The 16,340-nt window shown below is 48.2% G+C and carries 16 protein-coding genes; 6 read left to right on the forward strand and 10 right to left on the reverse strand.

The annotated features are described in order from the left end of the window. Positions 1-364 precede the first annotated feature (364 nt). The 4 genes from ACYQ2L_RS03625 to ACYQ2L_RS03640 all read right to left on the reverse strand — a co-directional run bounded on the left by ACYQ2L_RS03625 (position 365) and on the right by ACYQ2L_RS03640 (position 2,929). Positions 365-913 carry a helix-turn-helix transcriptional regulator gene (locus tag ACYQ2L_RS03625; RefSeq protein ID WP_460051160.1) on the reverse strand — a complete coding sequence of 183 codons (549 nt, stop codon included), beginning with the start codon at positions 911-913 and terminating at the stop codon, positions 365-367. 73 nt (positions 914-986) lie between these two features. Continuing rightward, positions 987-1,286 (reverse strand): RhuM family protein, encoded by a 300-nt coding sequence (gene rhuM, locus ACYQ2L_RS03630; RefSeq protein WP_460051162.1) that lies wholly within the window; start codon positions 1,284-1,286, stop codon positions 987-989. Continuing rightward, positions 1,274-1,711, reverse strand: a complete 438-nt coding sequence (locus ACYQ2L_RS03635; RefSeq protein ID WP_460051164.1) for a GNAT family N-acetyltransferase — start codon at positions 1,709-1,711, stop codon at positions 1,274-1,276. The genes rhuM and ACYQ2L_RS03635 overlap by 13 nt, the downstream gene beginning before the upstream one ends. 174 nt (positions 1,712-1,885) lie before the next feature. Further along, entirely contained in the window at positions 1,886-2,929 is a 1,044-nt protein-coding gene (locus ACYQ2L_RS03640; protein ID WP_460051166.1) for a pentapeptide repeat-containing protein, read from the reverse strand. Positions 2,930-3,624: 695 nt separating this feature from the next. Here ACYQ2L_RS03640 and ACYQ2L_RS03645 point away from each other — a divergent pair. The 4 genes from ACYQ2L_RS03645 to ACYQ2L_RS03660 are packed head-to-tail and all read left to right on the forward strand — an operon-like array spanning position 3,625 to position 8,558. Next, complete coding sequence (locus ACYQ2L_RS03645) at positions 3,625-4,002, forward strand: response regulator (RefSeq protein WP_460051168.1); 378 nt, start codon at positions 3,625-3,627, stop codon at positions 4,000-4,002. After that, positions 3,999-6,353: a response regulator gene (locus tag ACYQ2L_RS03650; protein ID WP_460051170.1), complete on the forward strand. Its 2,355-nt coding sequence runs from the start codon at positions 3,999-4,001 to the stop codon at positions 6,351-6,353. Before ACYQ2L_RS03645 ends, ACYQ2L_RS03650 begins: the two co-directional genes overlap by 4 nt. After that, the gene (locus ACYQ2L_RS03655) at positions 6,350-7,567 is read left to right on the forward strand and encodes a hybrid sensor histidine kinase/response regulator (protein WP_460051172.1); all 1,218 of its coding nucleotides are present in this window, start codon (positions 6,350-6,352) and stop codon (positions 7,565-7,567) included. The genes ACYQ2L_RS03650 and ACYQ2L_RS03655 overlap by 4 nt, the downstream gene beginning before the upstream one ends. Before the next feature lie 34 nt (positions 7,568-7,601). Beyond that, positions 7,602-8,558 (forward strand): SDR family NAD(P)-dependent oxidoreductase, encoded by a 957-nt coding sequence (locus ACYQ2L_RS03660; RefSeq protein ID WP_460051174.1) that lies wholly within the window; start codon positions 7,602-7,604, stop codon positions 8,556-8,558. Positions 8,559-8,571: 13 nt separating this feature from the next. Here the strand turns inward: ACYQ2L_RS03660 and ACYQ2L_RS03665 are convergent, their stop codons facing one another. Continuing rightward, the gene (locus ACYQ2L_RS03665; protein WP_460051176.1) at positions 8,572-9,588 is read right to left on the reverse strand and encodes a hypothetical protein; all 1,017 of its coding nucleotides are present in this window, start codon (positions 9,586-9,588) and stop codon (positions 8,572-8,574) included. A 15-nt stretch (positions 9,589-9,603) separates the two neighbouring features. After that, the gene (locus ACYQ2L_RS03670; protein ID WP_460051178.1) at positions 9,604-10,632 is read right to left on the reverse strand and encodes a hypothetical protein; all 1,029 of its coding nucleotides are present in this window, start codon (positions 10,630-10,632) and stop codon (positions 9,604-9,606) included. A 114-nt stretch (positions 10,633-10,746) separates the two neighbouring features. Between ACYQ2L_RS03670 and ACYQ2L_RS03675 the strand changes: the two genes are divergently transcribed. Beyond that, positions 10,747-12,795, forward strand: coding sequence for a beta-glucosidase family protein (locus ACYQ2L_RS03675; protein WP_460051180.1), 2,049 nt, complete (start codon positions 10,747-10,749; stop codon positions 12,793-12,795). A gap of 95 nt (positions 12,796-12,890) precedes the next feature. Here the strand turns inward: ACYQ2L_RS03675 and ACYQ2L_RS03680 are convergent, their stop codons facing one another. Beyond that, positions 12,891-13,298: a type II toxin-antitoxin system HicB family antitoxin gene (locus tag ACYQ2L_RS03680; protein WP_460051182.1), complete on the reverse strand. Its 408-nt coding sequence runs from the start codon at positions 13,296-13,298 to the stop codon at positions 12,891-12,893. A 115-nt stretch (positions 13,299-13,413) separates the two neighbouring features. Between ACYQ2L_RS03680 and ACYQ2L_RS03685 the strand changes: the two genes are divergently transcribed. Next, positions 13,414-14,790, forward strand: coding sequence for an APC family permease (locus tag ACYQ2L_RS03685; RefSeq protein ID WP_460051184.1), 1,377 nt, complete (start codon positions 13,414-13,416; stop codon positions 14,788-14,790). A gap of 12 nt (positions 14,791-14,802) precedes the next feature. Here ACYQ2L_RS03685 and ACYQ2L_RS03690 read toward each other — a convergent pair whose 3' ends face one another. The 3 genes from ACYQ2L_RS03690 to ACYQ2L_RS03700 all read right to left on the reverse strand — a co-directional run bounded on the left by ACYQ2L_RS03690 (position 14,803) and on the right by ACYQ2L_RS03700 (position 16,328). Then, positions 14,803-15,282, reverse strand: a complete 480-nt coding sequence (locus ACYQ2L_RS03690) for a hypothetical protein (RefSeq protein WP_460051186.1) — start codon at positions 15,280-15,282, stop codon at positions 14,803-14,805. Then, the gene (locus tag ACYQ2L_RS03695; protein WP_460051188.1) at positions 15,275-15,622 is read right to left on the reverse strand and encodes a nucleotidyltransferase domain-containing protein; all 348 of its coding nucleotides are present in this window, start codon (positions 15,620-15,622) and stop codon (positions 15,275-15,277) included. Before ACYQ2L_RS03695 ends, ACYQ2L_RS03690 begins: the two co-directional genes overlap by 8 nt. A gap of 124 nt (positions 15,623-15,746) precedes the next feature. Beyond that, complete coding sequence (locus ACYQ2L_RS03700) at positions 15,747-16,328, reverse strand: NADPH-dependent FMN reductase (RefSeq protein ID WP_460051190.1); 582 nt, start codon at positions 16,326-16,328, stop codon at positions 15,747-15,749. Between the last annotated feature and the right edge of the window lie 12 nt (positions 16,329-16,340).

Here is a 16,340-nt window from a genome sequence, read left to right on the forward strand (position 1 = left end):
AATGCTCCAACCGCAGGACCAAATGCGCCAAGGCCAATCATTGGCATGGTCATTGAAGAAATCATAGTGTCACTTAATTGTAAAACACCAAGACCAGCTAAAACGAATGGCAACCAAAGCAGCCATGTCCATAAAAATGTAACCACAAAAAATCTGAAAGGGAATTTTTCACTCATTATTATCCTCCTGGGGTGAATGAATATTGTACACCGTAGAATCTTCCTGACCCAACGTTGTTGTACCGTGAATTTCATAACTATATCACTGTGATATAGTCAATCACATGGATATACATATATATATCACACAGATATAGTCAAGGGAAAAATCGAGTTTTTGTTTTATTAATGGAGATTTCTACAAATCAGTTCTTTTCAGTGAGGAATTCTATACATTCACGGCACCAATTGATTTGGGCCTCGCTTGTGTACATACCGTTTCTGACCGTAAAGAGCCATGCCGGTGAATAATTGCTGTCGGTTTTAAGTTGTTCAAGTTGGGATTGCACTTTTTTATAATCAATCATAAGCTTTTTATGCCGCTCTATTTCGGCTTCCAAATGGTTGACCATTGAATCTTTTTTATCTGCGGGCAGGAAAAAGAGTTTTAAAAGCAGTTCTTTTCTGTATTTTGGTGGTTCGGCTTCCTGGTTAAGCCAGGTTGTAAACGCTCCCTTGCCTTTTTCGGTAATAGAATATACTTTCCGATCCGGGCCGGTTTCCGATGCTTCCAGACTGGAAGTAACCATTCCCTGCTCTTGAAGTTTGGCTAGAACAGGATAAATATGCCCGTAGTTCTCCTGCCAAAAATACCTCAAACTTTCATCGGTACTTTTCTTAATATCATATCCACTCATGGGCTTGTATTGTAAAAATCCGAGGATAACGTATTGAGTCTTGTTTTCTCTGACCAATAGTGCTTCCTTTTTGTCTCATTTCCGTTTGACTATACTATATCACATACTTATCCACAATATTTGCCTTTTCTTATTGCTTCAGAAAGGCATCAAGTTTACCAGACCATTCTGCCATGGTCACGGTTCTTCTTTTACGAGCCTTTCGTTCGGCATAATCAAGATACATGGTGACAATCTCGTTTAAATCCTTAATTTCTTCATCGTCCATGGCAAAACCCTTGATGATATACTCTTTCAGAATCGCCGTTGCCCAAATTCTGAACTGGGTAGCCTGTTTTGGACATTGTGGATACCCGCCAGTTGTCCGAAGTTGCGAAGCGACGTAGGACAGCTGGCGGGCGTGCCCGCCGCCCAGTTTTATTTGTGCCACTGCATGACAAGCTCATTTTCTCCTGTCTCATTGTCATTTGCTTCTGAAATTACAGAAAAACCTTTTGATGTATAGAATTCTACACTCTTTATATTTTTTGAAAAAACTTTTAACTGTAGAGTATTTCGAATACTCATTGCATGATTTAATAATAAAGATCCAATACCTTTCCCCTGGAATTCAGATTTCACGAATATCGCAGCAAGATAATCATCTAATAATGAAACAAAACCTAAAATATCCTTCCCATCTGTTGCTTGATATGTTTCAGACATTGGTATGTATTTATTGCTCATTTGATCTTTATTTTCTTTCCAATAATTGCAGGGAATAAAGCTATGAGCTTTAAGAGACACTTCATACCAGATCTCTACTATTTGAGGAATATCTTTTTCTGTAATTTCTTTTATTTTAATTTCTCTCATTTAGGGTTTCCTCATAAATAAAAGTGGACATAACGTTCCGCGAGTACCCGAAGTTGGCGACCAACGGGAGTCAATTTGGGCGGAGCGAAGCGTAGCCGGGTACTCGCTGTTAGACGACGTATTCGACGTTTCAGTTTCAACCTAAGAAAGTACATGGATGTACTTTCTCACACTTTACATTTCATCTTTTAGTATTAATGCAACCATTTTTTTAACACTATCATATTCCTTAATAGGTTTCACCCATTGTAGTTTTGCAAATTCCTCAAACATACCGTACTCTGTTTCATTTTGATTTATTATAGGATAAAAATTGACAGATTGGAGTCGTGGAATAACAGCTGATAGTTCATGACCAATGCTTCGAGGGGAAGTTAAATCCGCAATAACAAATTTAGACATATTGGCTAATGTCATTACGGTCTCGGTTAAATTTCTGGATGCAGGTTTTTTGAAATCAAACATAACAGGAATGAAATCAGACTTTCGCAATATGTCTCGAATTTCATCCAATATAGCTTTTCTATCTGGCGAGAAATTACCCAAGATTAAGACTACTTTTGAAGTAATTGTATCAATGACATCTCTTAATTTCTTGTTGTTAATTATTAAGTAGAGAAATTGAGCTAATTCAATATTATCTACTTTAATCTGTGGTTGGTCTTCATTTGTGATAATTAAGTCTTTCTGTTCAGCATTCTCAAGGCTTAAATCCCATGAAGAAATTCCGTATACAAAACAACCTTGAATTGTTGAATCTGAAAAATCATTATTTATGAAGCTGATATGTTCAAGCTTTGTATTCTTAAATGTTGATCCTGAAAAGGAAGTATCCTGTGCAGAGCAATACGATAAATCTGAATCGATGAATGAACAATTATGAAATGAAGCTGAACCAATTTTTGTTACCCGCATTCTAACCTCATTAAATGTGCAGGATTCAAAATATGCATCAACAAGATCTGCAAAATTAATTTGTGAACCATTAAAATTGCACCTTGTATAAAAACCATTTCGTAAAGAAACACCATGAAGATCTGTATTAGAAAAATTGCAATTTTCAAAGTTTGGAAGATTATATATTTCCTTTGGATTTGGAAACTTATCTGAAAATGTTATATCTCTAAGACTCGGAGAAAGTCCTGGGTTTTCATTTCTCCATGAGTTCCAGTTTTCAATTCCACTCTGTAAGATTTTTATATGTTCTTCGCTTGCCATTATATTTCCTTTCCTCCTGAGCCATGGATGGCGAAGATTTATTAAAACATTGTCGAATATGTCGTCTAACTCCCCAACACACGCCACCTTGCGTATATTTCCGTTGTATCCACACACCAACAACTATACATAATACCACTGCAAACCTGCATCCACCAGTAAAGCAAGTGCCCTCTGCTTCGTGTATCCTGCCGCAGCGGACTTTTTTACGCAGTTATGCTCCCCGGATCCTGGTTCTCAATACAAAGACAGGCATCACTCCCACCGGCTTTTCTATCTGTTACCAACAGTATTATCTAATCGATGTATTATAGCAAACAATATGTTTACAAAATCCATATTGTATACAAATCCCTGGCGGCTTCTTCCGATCAGGTTCATTCATGCGCGCTAACGGCAGCAGCGGGAATGTCTTGCGTGAGGGACAGGAGGGGTGCGTAAGCAGCCGGTGGACTGGTTTGTGTGCTACGGGTTTTCCTGGTTCTGTGAGGGCAGTCCATCGGCCGAAGCTCCGGATGGCCCGACCCCGGCGGGGTGTCGCGGTGAGAGTAGTACCCTACTTTGGGCTTCCGTCGGGGGCACGCCCGGATCAATTTCCTGAGCAAATTACAGAAATATTGGCATTTTCGCGGAATTACCGGGTTCTTTGCTCTACAATTGTAGTATGGGTCCTAGGGTGACCTGACGGGATAGTAATGACGAAAACAAGACTATTGTATATAGATGATGAGAAGATCAATCTGCTGGCCTTTCGGGCTCAGTTCAGGCGCTGGTTCGAGGTGTTCTGTGCCCATAGTGCGGAGTCTGCCCGGGAGATTCTTGCGCAGCAATCCATAGACTTTGTGTTCAGCGATCAGCGTATGCCGCAGGTGAGCGGTACTGAATTGCTGGACTGGGTCAGGAATCAGCAACCGGGGGCCAGGCGTGTTATTATCTCCGGGTTCATTGAAGATACGCGGATTCAGGAGGGGCTGCGCAACGGGCTGGTTCAGGCAGCGATCGAGAAGCCGTATCGGGTTCCCGAGATTATTCGTTTTATTGAAGAGAATCAGCAGCCGGAGGATGAATCATGAAGATTTCTCGTCCTCTGGTACCGCTGGTTTCGGTGGTGTTTGCTGCATTGTTCATGCTTGCGGCGGTCAGCATTCATGCCGATTTTCATCAGCCGATTCGTGTGGGGGTGTATCAGAATCCGCCGAAGATATTCTCCCGTCCGGATGGGAGCATCGGCGGTCTGCACTATGAACTCATTCGTGAGATTGCCCGGGTGAACGGTTGGAACCTGGAATTTCATATAGATGAATGGGCCTTGCTTCTGGACAGAACCGCAGCCGGAGAGATCGATCTTTTAATGGATGTTGCATATTCCAGGCAGCGTGACGGTAATTTTACGCTGACCCGGGAAGATGTGTTCATGGACTGGGGAGCAATTTATACCAGAGAGAATATCGATATTCAGTCCCTGTTCGAGCTTGAGGGTCTGCACATTGTCGGCATGCAGAACGACATCCACCTGATTGGTGATCTTGGACTCCGTGCACTCAGAGAGGGTTTGGGAATCGATTTCATTCTGTCGGAGGTTCTTGATTATTCCAGTGCTTTTTCCATGCTCGAACAAGGCCAGGCTGATGCGGCAGTAGTCAACCGTCTGTTCGGTTCATCGCAGGCCAGGCACTACAACATTAACAGTACCCCTATCGCGGTAAACCCGATTGCTGTCCGCTATGCCCTCACTCCGGGAACAGAACGCTCGCAGCAGATTGCAGACCGGATCGATGAAGCCTTGATCAAGCTGAAAGCAGACCCCGACAGCAGTTATTACCGGATTATCGGACAGTATCTGGCAGGATTCACCGAGACGCAAAGCAGTATTCCCTTATGGGTCATTCTATTGATTGCAGTAATTTCACTGGCTTTGTTGATAGCGATTCTTACAACGATTTTTCTGGTTGTACAGATCCGCCTGCGGCACAGGGTGGAGTCTGATTTACGGGCAGCCAAACGTGAGGCAGAGTACGCCAACCGGTCCAAGAGCGTGTTTCTGGCAAATATGACCCATGAGATCCGGACCCCGATGAATGCAATTCTCGGTTATTCTGAACTGCTGCAGCGGGATAGCGCTCTCAGTGATGAACAGCGGCGCAGTCTGGAGGTTATCAACCGCAGCGGTGAGCATCTGCTGGGGCTGATCAATGAGGTCCTGGATATGTCCCGGATTGAAGCAGGAAAGATCGTATATGAGCCTTCTTCGGTCAATCTGCGGGAGGTGATCCGGCAGGTGGTCCAGTTCCTGCAGCCGGTCGCCAGCGAAAAAGGCCTGTCGCTTTTCTCTGATGTTTCAGATGATTTTCCGCAGCATCTTGTCAGCGATGAACAGAAAATCCGTCAGATTCTCATAAATCTGGTGAACAATGCAGTGAAGTATACTGCTGAAGGCACTATTACAATCAAGGCGAGCTATCGCTCGGAATCCGGTGGGCGTCCCTTTGCACGTGTGGTAGTTGAGGATACCGGCGGCGGCATTGCTGATCATGATCAACAGCGTATTTTCACCGCCTTCGAGCAGTCAGGGAATAATGAGGCCGGTACTGCTGGAGGTGTGGGGCTGGGGCTGGCGATTAGCCGCAAGTATGCCAGGCTGCTTGGGGGTGATATTCACCTGGACCGCAGTGATGATTCCGGTAGTGCCTTTTCGTTTTCATTCTCCGCTCCGGAGCCCGATGAAAACGCCAATAGCCGCAAACAGCTGAGTCTTTCCACCCGTGCGGTAGCTGAAATTACAGGTGTAAGCGCCAACTGTCTGCCGATCAAGGTTCTGATAGTCGATGACCGGGAAACCAACAGGGACATAGCACGCAAACTACTGGAACCCCTGGGTTTTACGATCCGCTGTGCGTCCGGGGGTAAGGAAGGTATTGAGGTGTTCCGGAAGTGGCAGCCTGACTGTATTCTCACCGATATCGTTATGCCGGAAGTCGACGGTATCGAGCTGGTAAAACAGATCCGGGCGCTGCCTGGAGGCCGGAGGGTCAAGATTGTAGCACTCACTGCCAGCGCTCTGGTGGAGGACAAGCAGGCTGTGCTTGATGCGGGAGCGGATGGCTTCATGTTCAAGCCCTACCGTATTACCCGCCTGCTGGAAACCCTTTCGATTCTCCTGGATATTACCTATGACTACTCCACTGCGTCTGAAGACAAGACCGGTTCGCGATCGGATTCGGATTCCTTGAAGAAGCCAGAAACTCTGCCGGATGAATTACGCAGCAGGATTATCAAGGAAGCTCGGCTGGGTAGCCGCAGCGGTATTCTTGCGGCATTGAGGGATGTGTCCCTGCAGTCGCCCGTAATAAGCAAACTAGCCGATGAATATCGCTTTGAAGAGATAATCTCATTTCTGTCAGCAGATCAGGAGGAAGACACATGAAAAGCAGCAGTCCACAGACAATCTTTATTGCCGATGATAACCCGGAAAACCTGAAGGTGCTCTCCGATATTCTGGAAGCCGAGGGCTACCGAACCCGGGCTTCATTGTCAGGCACTGCCATGCTTGAGAGCATTTCGCATGAGACCCCCGATCTGATTGTTCTGGATATCCATATGCCGGAGCATGACGGGTATGAAATCTGTCTTGAACTGAAAAAGAATCCAGCTACTGCAGAAATTCCGGTCATTTTCTGCAGTGCATTGAATGAGACCTTTAATATTGTACAGGCCTTTGAAGCTGGAGGGGTGGATTACATTACCAAGCCCTTTCGAACCCGGGAGGTTCTGGCACGGATCCGTACCCACATAGAATTGCGGGAAAAGCAGAGATCCCTGGAGCTTACCCTGCAGCAGCTTCAGGCGACGCAGCAGCATCTCATTCACAGCGAAAAGATGTCCAGCCTCGGCACGCTTCTGGCAGGCATTGCCCATGAAATCAACAACCCCGTCAATTATATTATCAACAGCAGCGAGGCCTTTGAAACCGACTTTGAAGATATTCTGCGCTTGCTGAGCATCTGTGATAACGAAACGCAATCTGAACAGCTTTCTGCAGTGAAGAATGAAATCGAGTATCCGCTGCTGCTGCAGGAAATGAGGGATCTTCTGCAGGGCATTCACTCGGGAGCGATTAAGATCCACGGGATTGTCAAATCGCTGCAGTCCCTGGCTGCTGACCCCTCGGAGACCAAGCAACACATTGATCCCGGCGAGGAAATACGGCGGGCACTGCTGATCATTGAACCGCAGCTTGATCATTCCATGCATCTGAGCACAGAAATTGATGAGCTGCCTGCCATTTATGCGCAGCCGGGTCGGCTGAGCCAGGCTGTGCTGCACATTGCCCATAACGCCTTGCTAGCGGTGCAGGCAAACCCGGAGAGTAAGACCCGAGAAATCAGAGTAACGGGGCGAGTGGAAGACGAGAAAATACGTATTAGCATAGCTGATTCAGGACCGGGGATTCCTGATGAGCATCTGCCGAAAGTCCTGGATCCATTTTACACGACACGTGAACCCGGTGAAGGCATCGGACTGGGGCTGACCATCAGTCACCAGATTATCAGCGATCTCGGGGGTAGCCTGCATATTGAAAGCGGTGGTGGTTTGGCTGGTGGCACCACGATTGTTATTTTTCTGCCGGTGGTCAGTTGATATAATCAGCGAAAAGTAGAAAGATGTTTGACTGATGAGACTACTTAAATACCTGATTCAATACCGCTTCCGGGATATGGGCGAATTGATTCGCAATGAAAAACGCGATCCGCTTCCATGTTCCGAAACTATGAAGGGAAAGCTGGTGCTAATTACCGGGGCTACGGCAGGCATCGGGCGTGAAACGGCTCTCTATTTTGCCGAGCGCGGGGCTGACCTGGTATGCATCAACCGGAATCCCGAAAAATCAGCGACACTGGAACAGGAACTGAAACAGCGATTCGGCTGTTCCGTTCAGAGTATCTGTACGGATTTCAGCTCACTGAATGATCTGAGGCTCTGCGCCCAAAGACTGCTGCAGCTGGATCGGCCTATTGATGTGCTGATCCACAATGCCGGGGTCTACTACACACGCAAAACCTACTCTCACGATGCTATAGAAATGGTTTTCCAGGTAAATCATCTTGCCCCATTTTTACTTACCTATCTCCTGATGGAGAAGCTGAAACAGGAAAACCGCGCACGGATAATCCTGGTCAACTCCGAAGGGCACCGCTTTGCGCTGTCAGGAGTTCATCTGAAAGATCTCGATTGGCGCTGGCATTTCTACACAGGCCTTAAAAGCTATGGAGCTTCAAAAACTGCTCAGCTGCTGACCATGATGAAATTCAGCGAGTATCTTGCAGACTCGCAGGTAACAATCAATGCAATGCATCCGGGAAACGTAGTGTCCGATATAGGAAATAACAACGGAAAGCTGTATCGATTCATGAAGGACAAGCTTGTTCTCTCTTCGGCGCGCGAACCCCGTATCTCGGCTCAGGCTATTTACTATCTGGCAGCCTCCAGTGAACTGGAGGCTGTTTCCGGGAAATTCTTTAATCTTACCAGAGAAGAGAAACCCGCTCCCCACGCTATAGACCGAAGTCAGGTCGAGAAGGTCTGGACCAGGAGTCTCGAGCTATGCACTCTGAACCAGAACAGCGACTGAATTGCATCAGCTGCTATGCAGAAAAAAGCTTGAACAGCAGGAAGAGAATCAGGCCATAATTGAACAGCGTCGAGACAATCATTCCACGGAGAATAGGCTTTTTGAGGTCCTCACCTTTCATAGTCTTGAATCCGCTGCGGTCCAGAAAATCCTGTATGAGCGGGTGCAGATCGGGTTCTTTCATGAGCTCTGTGCGCTTCATGTTCTGCTTGATAATAAAATGCTGACTGAAAGGAAATATGGCAGCACTTACCGGTGAGTCATTCCCGATGAGATCACTCATATAGCTGTTTTGTTGTATCTGCATCCTGTCCAGTGGAACTCGCAGGGCTTCTTTCATGAGTACTGGATCAAAAATCAAGCCAAAGGGCTTCGTACCGGGTTCCTTCAGTTTTCCACCGTAATCAACAGAAAGATTGCCCTCGATCCAGAGTTCTTCATCCAGAAGTGTCATCGTGCCGCTCTGGATCTCCGCTGTCAGAGAAAGCTCTTCTCCTGTGCTTCGACTCTTAACATCCACCACAACCTCCCCGTAGGGGGTGGTCGTGAAGACTGCTTTATCGCTGCTGTAGCCGCAAAATCCGTTTTTCGGATCATGACTGTTGGTGTTGGTTACGTAATCTGCAATAATCCAGGATAAAAGGCCGCTTTCTGTATGGCGGGCGATAATATACATTTCCAGACGCATTCCGATAAAAGCAGAGGTCCGGGCGGTAAAGGCACTGAAAATAATCAGTGGCTGTTTCTGCTCACCTTTGAAGAGCGAGGTCTCGGCCAGCTCATAACCTTCGGGAAGCATTGCCTGGGCTGTTTCAATATTCTTGATCCGATATGCCAGAAAAGTGCAGTAGGGATCGACAATAAAACCCATATAAGGAATTTTTTTGTTTCCTTTTTCCATAACCGCATCCTGGGCTCGCTTGGGAAGAATGCGATTAAAATCACCCAGAAAGCTGATAGCTGTGACATCCTCAGGTTTTGCCAGGGATTCGGTTTTCCGTACAAAGGATCGATATTCTTCTTTATTCATTCCGGTTTTGCCTCATTATTTAAGAATCAGGAGAATTAAAAGGATCAGGGAAATAATCGGAGAGCTAACTATGCCCGCCAGAAACAGTCTCCTGATTGATTTCGTAGAAAAGGTCTTGATGCTGCTCATCCCGGCCAGACGGTTATAGTGAAATATCAGATCATCGGTATTCCGGACATGAGTCCGGCATCCGGGACTGTCAGCTATATAGTGCTGGGTATACGGAAAGCACGCGATTTTCACTGGATTCTTGTCGGCGAAATCTGGTACCAGGGTATTCCGCGAGATTACAAAATCATCTACCGGCAGATCCATTGCAGCGCTCACTTCGGATGGATCAAAAATCACCGCAAAGGGATCGTCTCCACGTGCTGAAATGTTCTTCACATGAGCAATAGAGGTATTTCCCATAACCCATAACGGCTGATCGGGTTTTCTGAGCTTTCCGTTCTGCAGATTTCCTTTCAGCACCAGCTCCTTGTTGCTTCCATCATCCTTTATGTCCACATATACATCACCCTTTGAGTTGGTAGTGAATATTGCATTCTTACTGTTAGGATCTACAATTCCCTCGGAAGGAATAGCAATAATCGTATTACTGAGAATATCAAAAAATATCCAGGAGATTATGTCCGTCTCTTTATCACGGGCGATCAGGTATGATTCCAGCCGGACTCCCCAGAATGTGCTGCCCCGGGTATTCAGATTACCGATACCAAAATAGTAGTCAGGTTCATCACCTTCAAATACAGATGCCTTGATCAGTTCAAAGCGTTCCGGCAGCATTGCTCTGGCTTTATCGACATCTATCAGTTTAAAAAACAGAAACAGGCTGTATGGTTCAATGACGAAACCCATATAGGGCGTCTTTCGGGAAGTCCTGACCAACAGTTTCCTGAAAAGAGTGTTCGGCATAAGTTTTCTGAACCGCTGAAAGAAAAAAAGGTTGCATACTTCTGCCGGGTCTATGAGATCCTCTACGTTCCTGATAAATCTGTCTTCATTGGTAATTACAGCCATAATAATGATACCCTCTCTATCCATTCAAGAATGATACACAAAGCACGATAAAGCAAGCTGTTCCAGGATCTTTAATTATTGGAATAATCAACAGGAATCCCGTTGCCAAACTCACCCCGGTCAGCTACTATTTCCGACATGTCAGAACACACACAAAAAACCGATGAATCAGAGCTGTACCGTCAGGCCTCAGAACAGGCAGAGACCTTACTGCAGCAGTTATCAATAGAAGAGAAGATCTCCCTGACCGGCGGAGTGCGGGGGTTTTATATCCGCAGTATCCCATCACAAAATATTCCGGAAGTTCTCATGGCCGATGCCAGCTGCGGGGTCAACATTCGCGAGGACTGGCTTGGTGAGTCGGTAGAGATGCATATCAAGGAATCCGTGGCTTTTCCATGCCTGCTGCAGCTCGCAGCGACCTGGAACACCTCACTTGCCTATAATTACGCCCGCAGCATCGGTGAGGAATGCCGGGCTGCCGGGGTTGCCTTCCTGCTGGGACCGGGCATGAACATCTACCGGCACGCCCAGTGCGGCCGCAACTTCGAGTATTTAGGCGAAGATCCTTTCCTGGCAGCAAGCTTTATTAAAGAATATGTACCGGGGCTGCAGAGTACCGGCGTTGCAGCTACTCTCAAACATTTTATTGCCAACAACAGTGATTTCTTCCGCCGGCGCAGCAACTCTGTTGTCGATGACCGCAGTCTCCGCGAAATCTACATGCCTGCATTCGCAGCTGGTATCGAGGCTGGAGCGAAGGCCGTCATGACTGCCTACAATCTACTGAACGGGGAATGGTGCAGCCAGAGCAAGGAGCTGATTCAGAACATTTTACGCAAGGAGCTCGGCTTTCAGTGGCTTGTAATGACCGACTGGTGGGCAATCGAGGACTGTGAAAAAGCCGTGAAATCAGGGCTGGATATAGAAATGCCCGCCCGTGAAGTTCTGGGCGATATTGAAAACCTGCTTGCACAGGGAAAGATAGATGAACAGGACATCGACCGTATGGTCAAAAGCATTATTACCACCTGCATTGCCCTGGGATTCTACGATGAGAACTTCCGTCAGCCCGAAATGCTCGATCGCTTCGGCGATCATGAACAGGTAGCCATGCAGACCGCATCGGAGGGGATTGTACTGCTGAAAAATGACAGCGCTGTCCTGCCGTTGTCATCCGGTCAAAAGATTCTGGTGACCGGTCGCTTTGTGAACGAAACCGCAGCCGGGGGCGGGGCGGCATCCGTTCGGGGCTTTAACAATACAAGCCTGCTGCACGAACTCGAGCAGGAACTGGGTTCGGCGATCCGATATGTTGAGAATCCAGATGATAAGGAAATAGCCGCCGCGGATGTTGTGCTCCTGAGTACCGGAACCCTGGACAGCGAGGGCTGTGACCGTTCCTTTGAGCTGCCCGAAGCTGAAGAGGCTGTTATCCGTCGCACCGTGGGACTCAACCCGCGCACGGTCGTGCTGGTCAGTTCCGGCAGCGGCATTCGGATGACCGACTGGAACGACAAGGCAGCAGCAGTCATCTATGCCTGGTATGGCGGGCAGACCGGGAACCGGGCACTGGCCCGAGTAATCAGCGGTAAAATCAATCCATCGGGAAAACTTCCGATTACCATAGAACGCGATTTTTCCGACTCCCCGGGCTACGGCTACCTGCCCGAAGGTGAAGAGTTGTATCATGGCTGGAACGATGAAACCGAAAAAACCCACAAGGTATTTGATGTTCCCTACCGCGAAGGAATTCTGGTTGGATACCGCTGGTATGATACCAAAAAAATAGCACCGCTCTATCCCTTTGGCCATGGAGTGTCATATACCAGCTTCGAATACTCAAACCTGCGTATCTCCGCACCGCGCATCGGGCAGGAAGAATCGATTACCGTCGAGCTGGATGTCCGGAATACAGGATCTACTGACGGTGCTGAAATCGTTCAGGTATATGTCAGTGATTCCGAGTCGTCAGTACTGCGCCCGGACAAGGAACTGAAGGGTTTCAGCCGGCTGACCCTCGCAGCAGGAGAATCAGCAGGTGTCAGTGTAACACTCACACCCCGCAGCTTCGCTTTCTGGGACGAAAAATCCAGAAACTGGAAGGTCGAACCCGGTGAATTCAGGATTCTGGTCGGAGCATCCTCCCGCGACATCCGCCTGACAGGAATTGTCGAGGTAGTGTAGCTCGAGATTGCAGGGGCCCGGCGGCATGAGAACATCGGCCGGGCCGCCGATCAGGCCGATGACCCGCGCAGGATACCGTTGGGATGATGGCAGTATCAGCTCATGGAATGTCGTGAAATATAATCAAGCGCAGCGTGCATTAAAAAACCGGATCTGGTTTCGCGCTGCTTGCTTGCATAATTGTCTACCTTGGAAAGCACCTTTTCCGGTATCGTGATATTAATACGTTTTATGTTTTCCGACAGTTTATTCAGATCAACCTCACACAACATCCAGACATAATCCGGATTATTATGTGCGGCTTTCAGTTTCTGGATTGTAGATGGAGTAGGTATAATTTCATCATCCATAAGAATACCCTCGACATGGGTGAGAATAGCCTCCTCGGCATTGTTCACCGCATCGCCTAATGTAGAACCAGCAGAGAAACAGCCTGGTAGATCAGGTACAGTGACACCATAATCCGATGTTGGATCTTTCTCTATAAAAATAGGGTATCTCATCTGTTCTCCTTCCAGTCTATTCCAGCCTGCCTGAAAATACTCTTCGCTGTTCCAATGGGCAGTTTTGAAAAGTGATAACTGGACGGCAGCCACATCCAACTGCTATCTTTGCTGCATGCAGTATCAGAAACTCACGCGCGAGCTCGGACTCGGCGGATCAATTATAATCGGATTAGGCTCGGTGCTCGGCACCGGGGTATTTGTCAGTATTGCCATTACTGCCGGAATTGCCGGCAATGCCTTGCTGACCGCAGTTGTAATAGCCGGCATGATCGCAATCTGCAACGGTTTCTCGAGTGCGGGACTGGCAGCTGTCCATCCGGTTAGCGGTGGGAGTTATGAATACGGATATCGATTTCTTTTTCCGGCAGCCGGTTTCACCGCCGGCTGGATGTTTCTGCTTGCCAAGAGCGCTTCCGCTGCCACGGCCGGGCTCGGATTCGCCGGCTACGCATGGAGTGCTGTCACCGGTGCACCACCTCCCCAGGCCGCTGCCGCAGTCATGGCTGCCGGAATCATTCTGCTCTTCACCCTGATTGTCGCAGCCGGGGTGAGACGCAGTACCCGCCTCAATGCCATTATAGTCCTCATTACCGTTGGATCGCTCTTGTTCTTTATCGCCCTGGGCACAGTTTCCTGGTTGGGATCCGGCGCTGCCAGCGGCACAGTTACGGCTCTCGGCAACCCTCCCGGATCCGCCTCGATTCAGCTGAGCCTGCTGCCTCCGGGGGGTTCTGCAGCCCTGCTGCATGCCGTTGCCCTCATGTTTGTCGCTTTTACCGGATACGGGCGCATTGCAACCCTGGGTGAAGAAGTCAAAAACCCGCGCCGAACGATCCCCCGCGCAGTGCTTGCCACCCTGCTGCTGACCATGTTGCTCTACATCGGTGTTGCCATCAGCGGCTACATCCTGCCCGGCAGCGATGGAGGTTCCGCTGGAGCCAGCGCCGCCGGCTTGATTGCGGCCGATTCCACATCGGCATCCGAAGCCGCTGCTCTCACCGCCCCACTGGCCTTGCGGGCAGCAGAGTTCGCCGGTAGTCCCGGCAGATTGATTCTTTCGATTGCTGCTGTCACCGCTATGGCCGGGGTATTGCTGAATCTGATTCTCGGTCTCTCTCGCGTCCTGCTGGCCATGGGCCGCCGTGGTGATATGCCGCGATTCTTCTCCATCCTTGACCGCAGCGGAAAAACCCCGCTCCGTGCCGTCTGGGCCGTTGGAACTCTGGTTCTGCTGCTGACCCTGATCGGCGATGTCCGTACCACCTGGTCATTCAGCGCCTTCAGCGTCCTTGTCTACTATGCTATTACCAACGCTGCTGCCCTGCGAATCCCTCGTGAAACAGCCCTCTACCCGCGATGGATCTCCTGGCTTGGTCTGATCGGCTGTCTTGTTCCGGCATTTTTCGTGGATCCCGTCGTCTGGGCCATCGGTCTCGGCCTCCTGCTGAGCGGTCTGGCATGGTTTGCAATACGCCGAAGATTTATATAATAAGCTCTCACATCAATCAAGCAATTTTTCTGCGTTTTCACGAATATGTGTATAAAAGTCATGCAGCTTGTGCCAATGGCTGTGTAATGTATTCAGGGTTAGTACTGTCTGTTCAATGGTTTCGGGGTAGTCATGTGCCAGATTGTTCCGAAGATTACGGAAAAACTGCCAATCAGCAGCTGATGGCAGTACTCCGAGTTGTTCAAGACGATTGAGCATATCCAGAAAGGGTCGTGGTTGGGTATTCTGCTCCAGGATAGTATAGAGTGACGGTAACAGCCTGGTTCCAAGAGAGTCCTGCAGTTTCATAAAGCGATAGATGAATTGATCAATATGCTCAATCTGATCCTCACTGGTTTGTGCCATGATCACTTTACTCAAAGGAAAGAAGCTGCTCAGAAGAGCCTGACCTCTCTGCAGCCGTAGAATATGACTGTCACACTCCTGAACCGACGAACGTAAAGTCAGCAAAGCAGTTTGTATATCATCCATTAAACACCTCCCGGGTCAGCTCGATACCATGCTTTCGCGCCTGTTGTATAACAGGGCTGCTATCGACTTCTGATTCAGACTCATGCCCGTTTTCAGGTAAATGAGTGACAATCAGGTCGATTTTCTGGTCACCCAGCTGCTGCTGCATTTCCGATACCGCCTGCAGCTTTCGAATGAATGCAGTTTGATCATCAAGTGACGACTCCACCAGCAGATCAATATCACCACCTTTGGCTGAGTCATCAGTACGAGAACCAAACAGATAGACTCTGGCCTCCGCACCAAAAAACCTGTTGATTACCGTACAAATGCTGCGTTGCTGTTCTGTGTTCAAGCGCATGCTTGTATCCCTTTTTCATGAAAATCGAATTCCATGAATACTGATCTTATTGCAAAATACCACTTTGCATGAGCATTCGCAACTGGAACACCACCACCAGGCTTCTGGAGATGATTGAATCGATCTAAGCGCGTAACAGCTTCATCGGCTCGATAGCCCGAATCACCTCGGTGATCATGCCCGCCGCATCCTCAAGCTGATACTCCAGTGGACTGAAGTTTCCCTGACTGTCCAGTCGATCGAAACAGTCGGGAATCAGGACATAATCGCGGACATCGTACATCCGCAGCTCCCCCGCCACGCTTCGCAGATGCTTGGCACCCCAACCTACGGCCTTACTGGCCCCGTAGGAAACCATGCCCAATGGCTTGTAGCTCCACTCTTCAAAGAGATAGTCGATCGCATTCTTGATGCTCGCCGGATATGAGTGATTGTACTCTGGTAATACAAAGATAAAACCGTCAGCAGCTGCCACTCGCTGCGACCAGACCTTGGTGTGCTCGTTCATATACTGCTGCTGAACCATAGCTGCAGGTACCAGCTCATCCAGAAACGGCAAATTAATGTCTGCCAGATCAATCAGCTCAACTTCGACATTTCCGTCTGCTGCTGCAATCTCAAGCGCTATCGACTGCACCCACTCCGCAATAAGCATACCCAGCCTCTGCGGCCGGGTAGATGTTGTAATAATTACCAATTTATTCATATACACAAGATA

The sequence above is a fragment of the Spirochaeta dissipatitropha genome (assembly GCF_054657935.1).

Coding starts and splice junctions, on each gene's coding strand:
- ACYQ2L_RS03665 (WP_460051176.1), bottom strand. CDS start 9,588: ATGAATAAAGAAGAATATCGATCCTTTGTACGGAAAACCGAATCCCTG.
- ACYQ2L_RS03645 (WP_460051168.1), top strand. CDS start 3,625: ATGACGAAAACAAGACTATTGTATATAGATGATGAGAAGATCAATCTG.
- ACYQ2L_RS03675 (WP_460051180.1), top strand. CDS start 10,747: ATGTCAGAACACACACAAAAAACCGATGAATCAGAGCTGTACCGTCAG.
- ACYQ2L_RS03680 (WP_460051182.1), bottom strand. CDS start 13,298: ATGAGATACCCTATTTTTATAGAGAAAGATCCAACATCGGATTATGGT.
- ACYQ2L_RS03640 (WP_460051166.1), bottom strand. CDS start 2,929: ATGGCAAGCGAAGAACATATAAAAATCTTACAGAGTGGAATTGAAAAC.
- ACYQ2L_RS03695 (WP_460051188.1), bottom strand. CDS start 15,622: ATGCGCTTGAACACAGAACAGCAACGCAGCATTTGTACGGTAATCAAC.
- ACYQ2L_RS03650 (WP_460051170.1), top strand. CDS start 3,999: ATGAAGATTTCTCGTCCTCTGGTACCGCTGGTTTCGGTGGTGTTTGCT.
- ACYQ2L_RS03690 (WP_460051186.1), bottom strand. CDS start 15,282: ATGGATGATATACAAACTGCTTTGCTGACTTTACGTTCGTCGGTTCAG.
- ACYQ2L_RS03700 (WP_460051190.1), bottom strand. CDS start 16,328: ATGAATAAATTGGTAATTATTACAACATCTACCCGGCCGCAGAGGCTG.
- ACYQ2L_RS03635 (WP_460051164.1), bottom strand. CDS start 1,711: ATGAGAGAAATTAAAATAAAAGAAATTACAGAAAAAGATATTCCTCAA.
- ACYQ2L_RS03655 (WP_460051172.1), top strand. CDS start 6,350: ATGAAAAGCAGCAGTCCACAGACAATCTTTATTGCCGATGATAACCCG.
- ACYQ2L_RS03670 (WP_460051178.1), bottom strand. CDS start 10,632: ATGGATAGAGAGGGTATCATTATTATGGCTGTAATTACCAATGAAGAC.
- ACYQ2L_RS03685 (WP_460051184.1), top strand. CDS start 13,414: ATGCAGTATCAGAAACTCACGCGCGAGCTCGGACTCGGCGGATCAATT.
- ACYQ2L_RS03660 (WP_460051174.1), top strand. CDS start 7,602: ATGAGACTACTTAAATACCTGATTCAATACCGCTTCCGGGATATGGGC.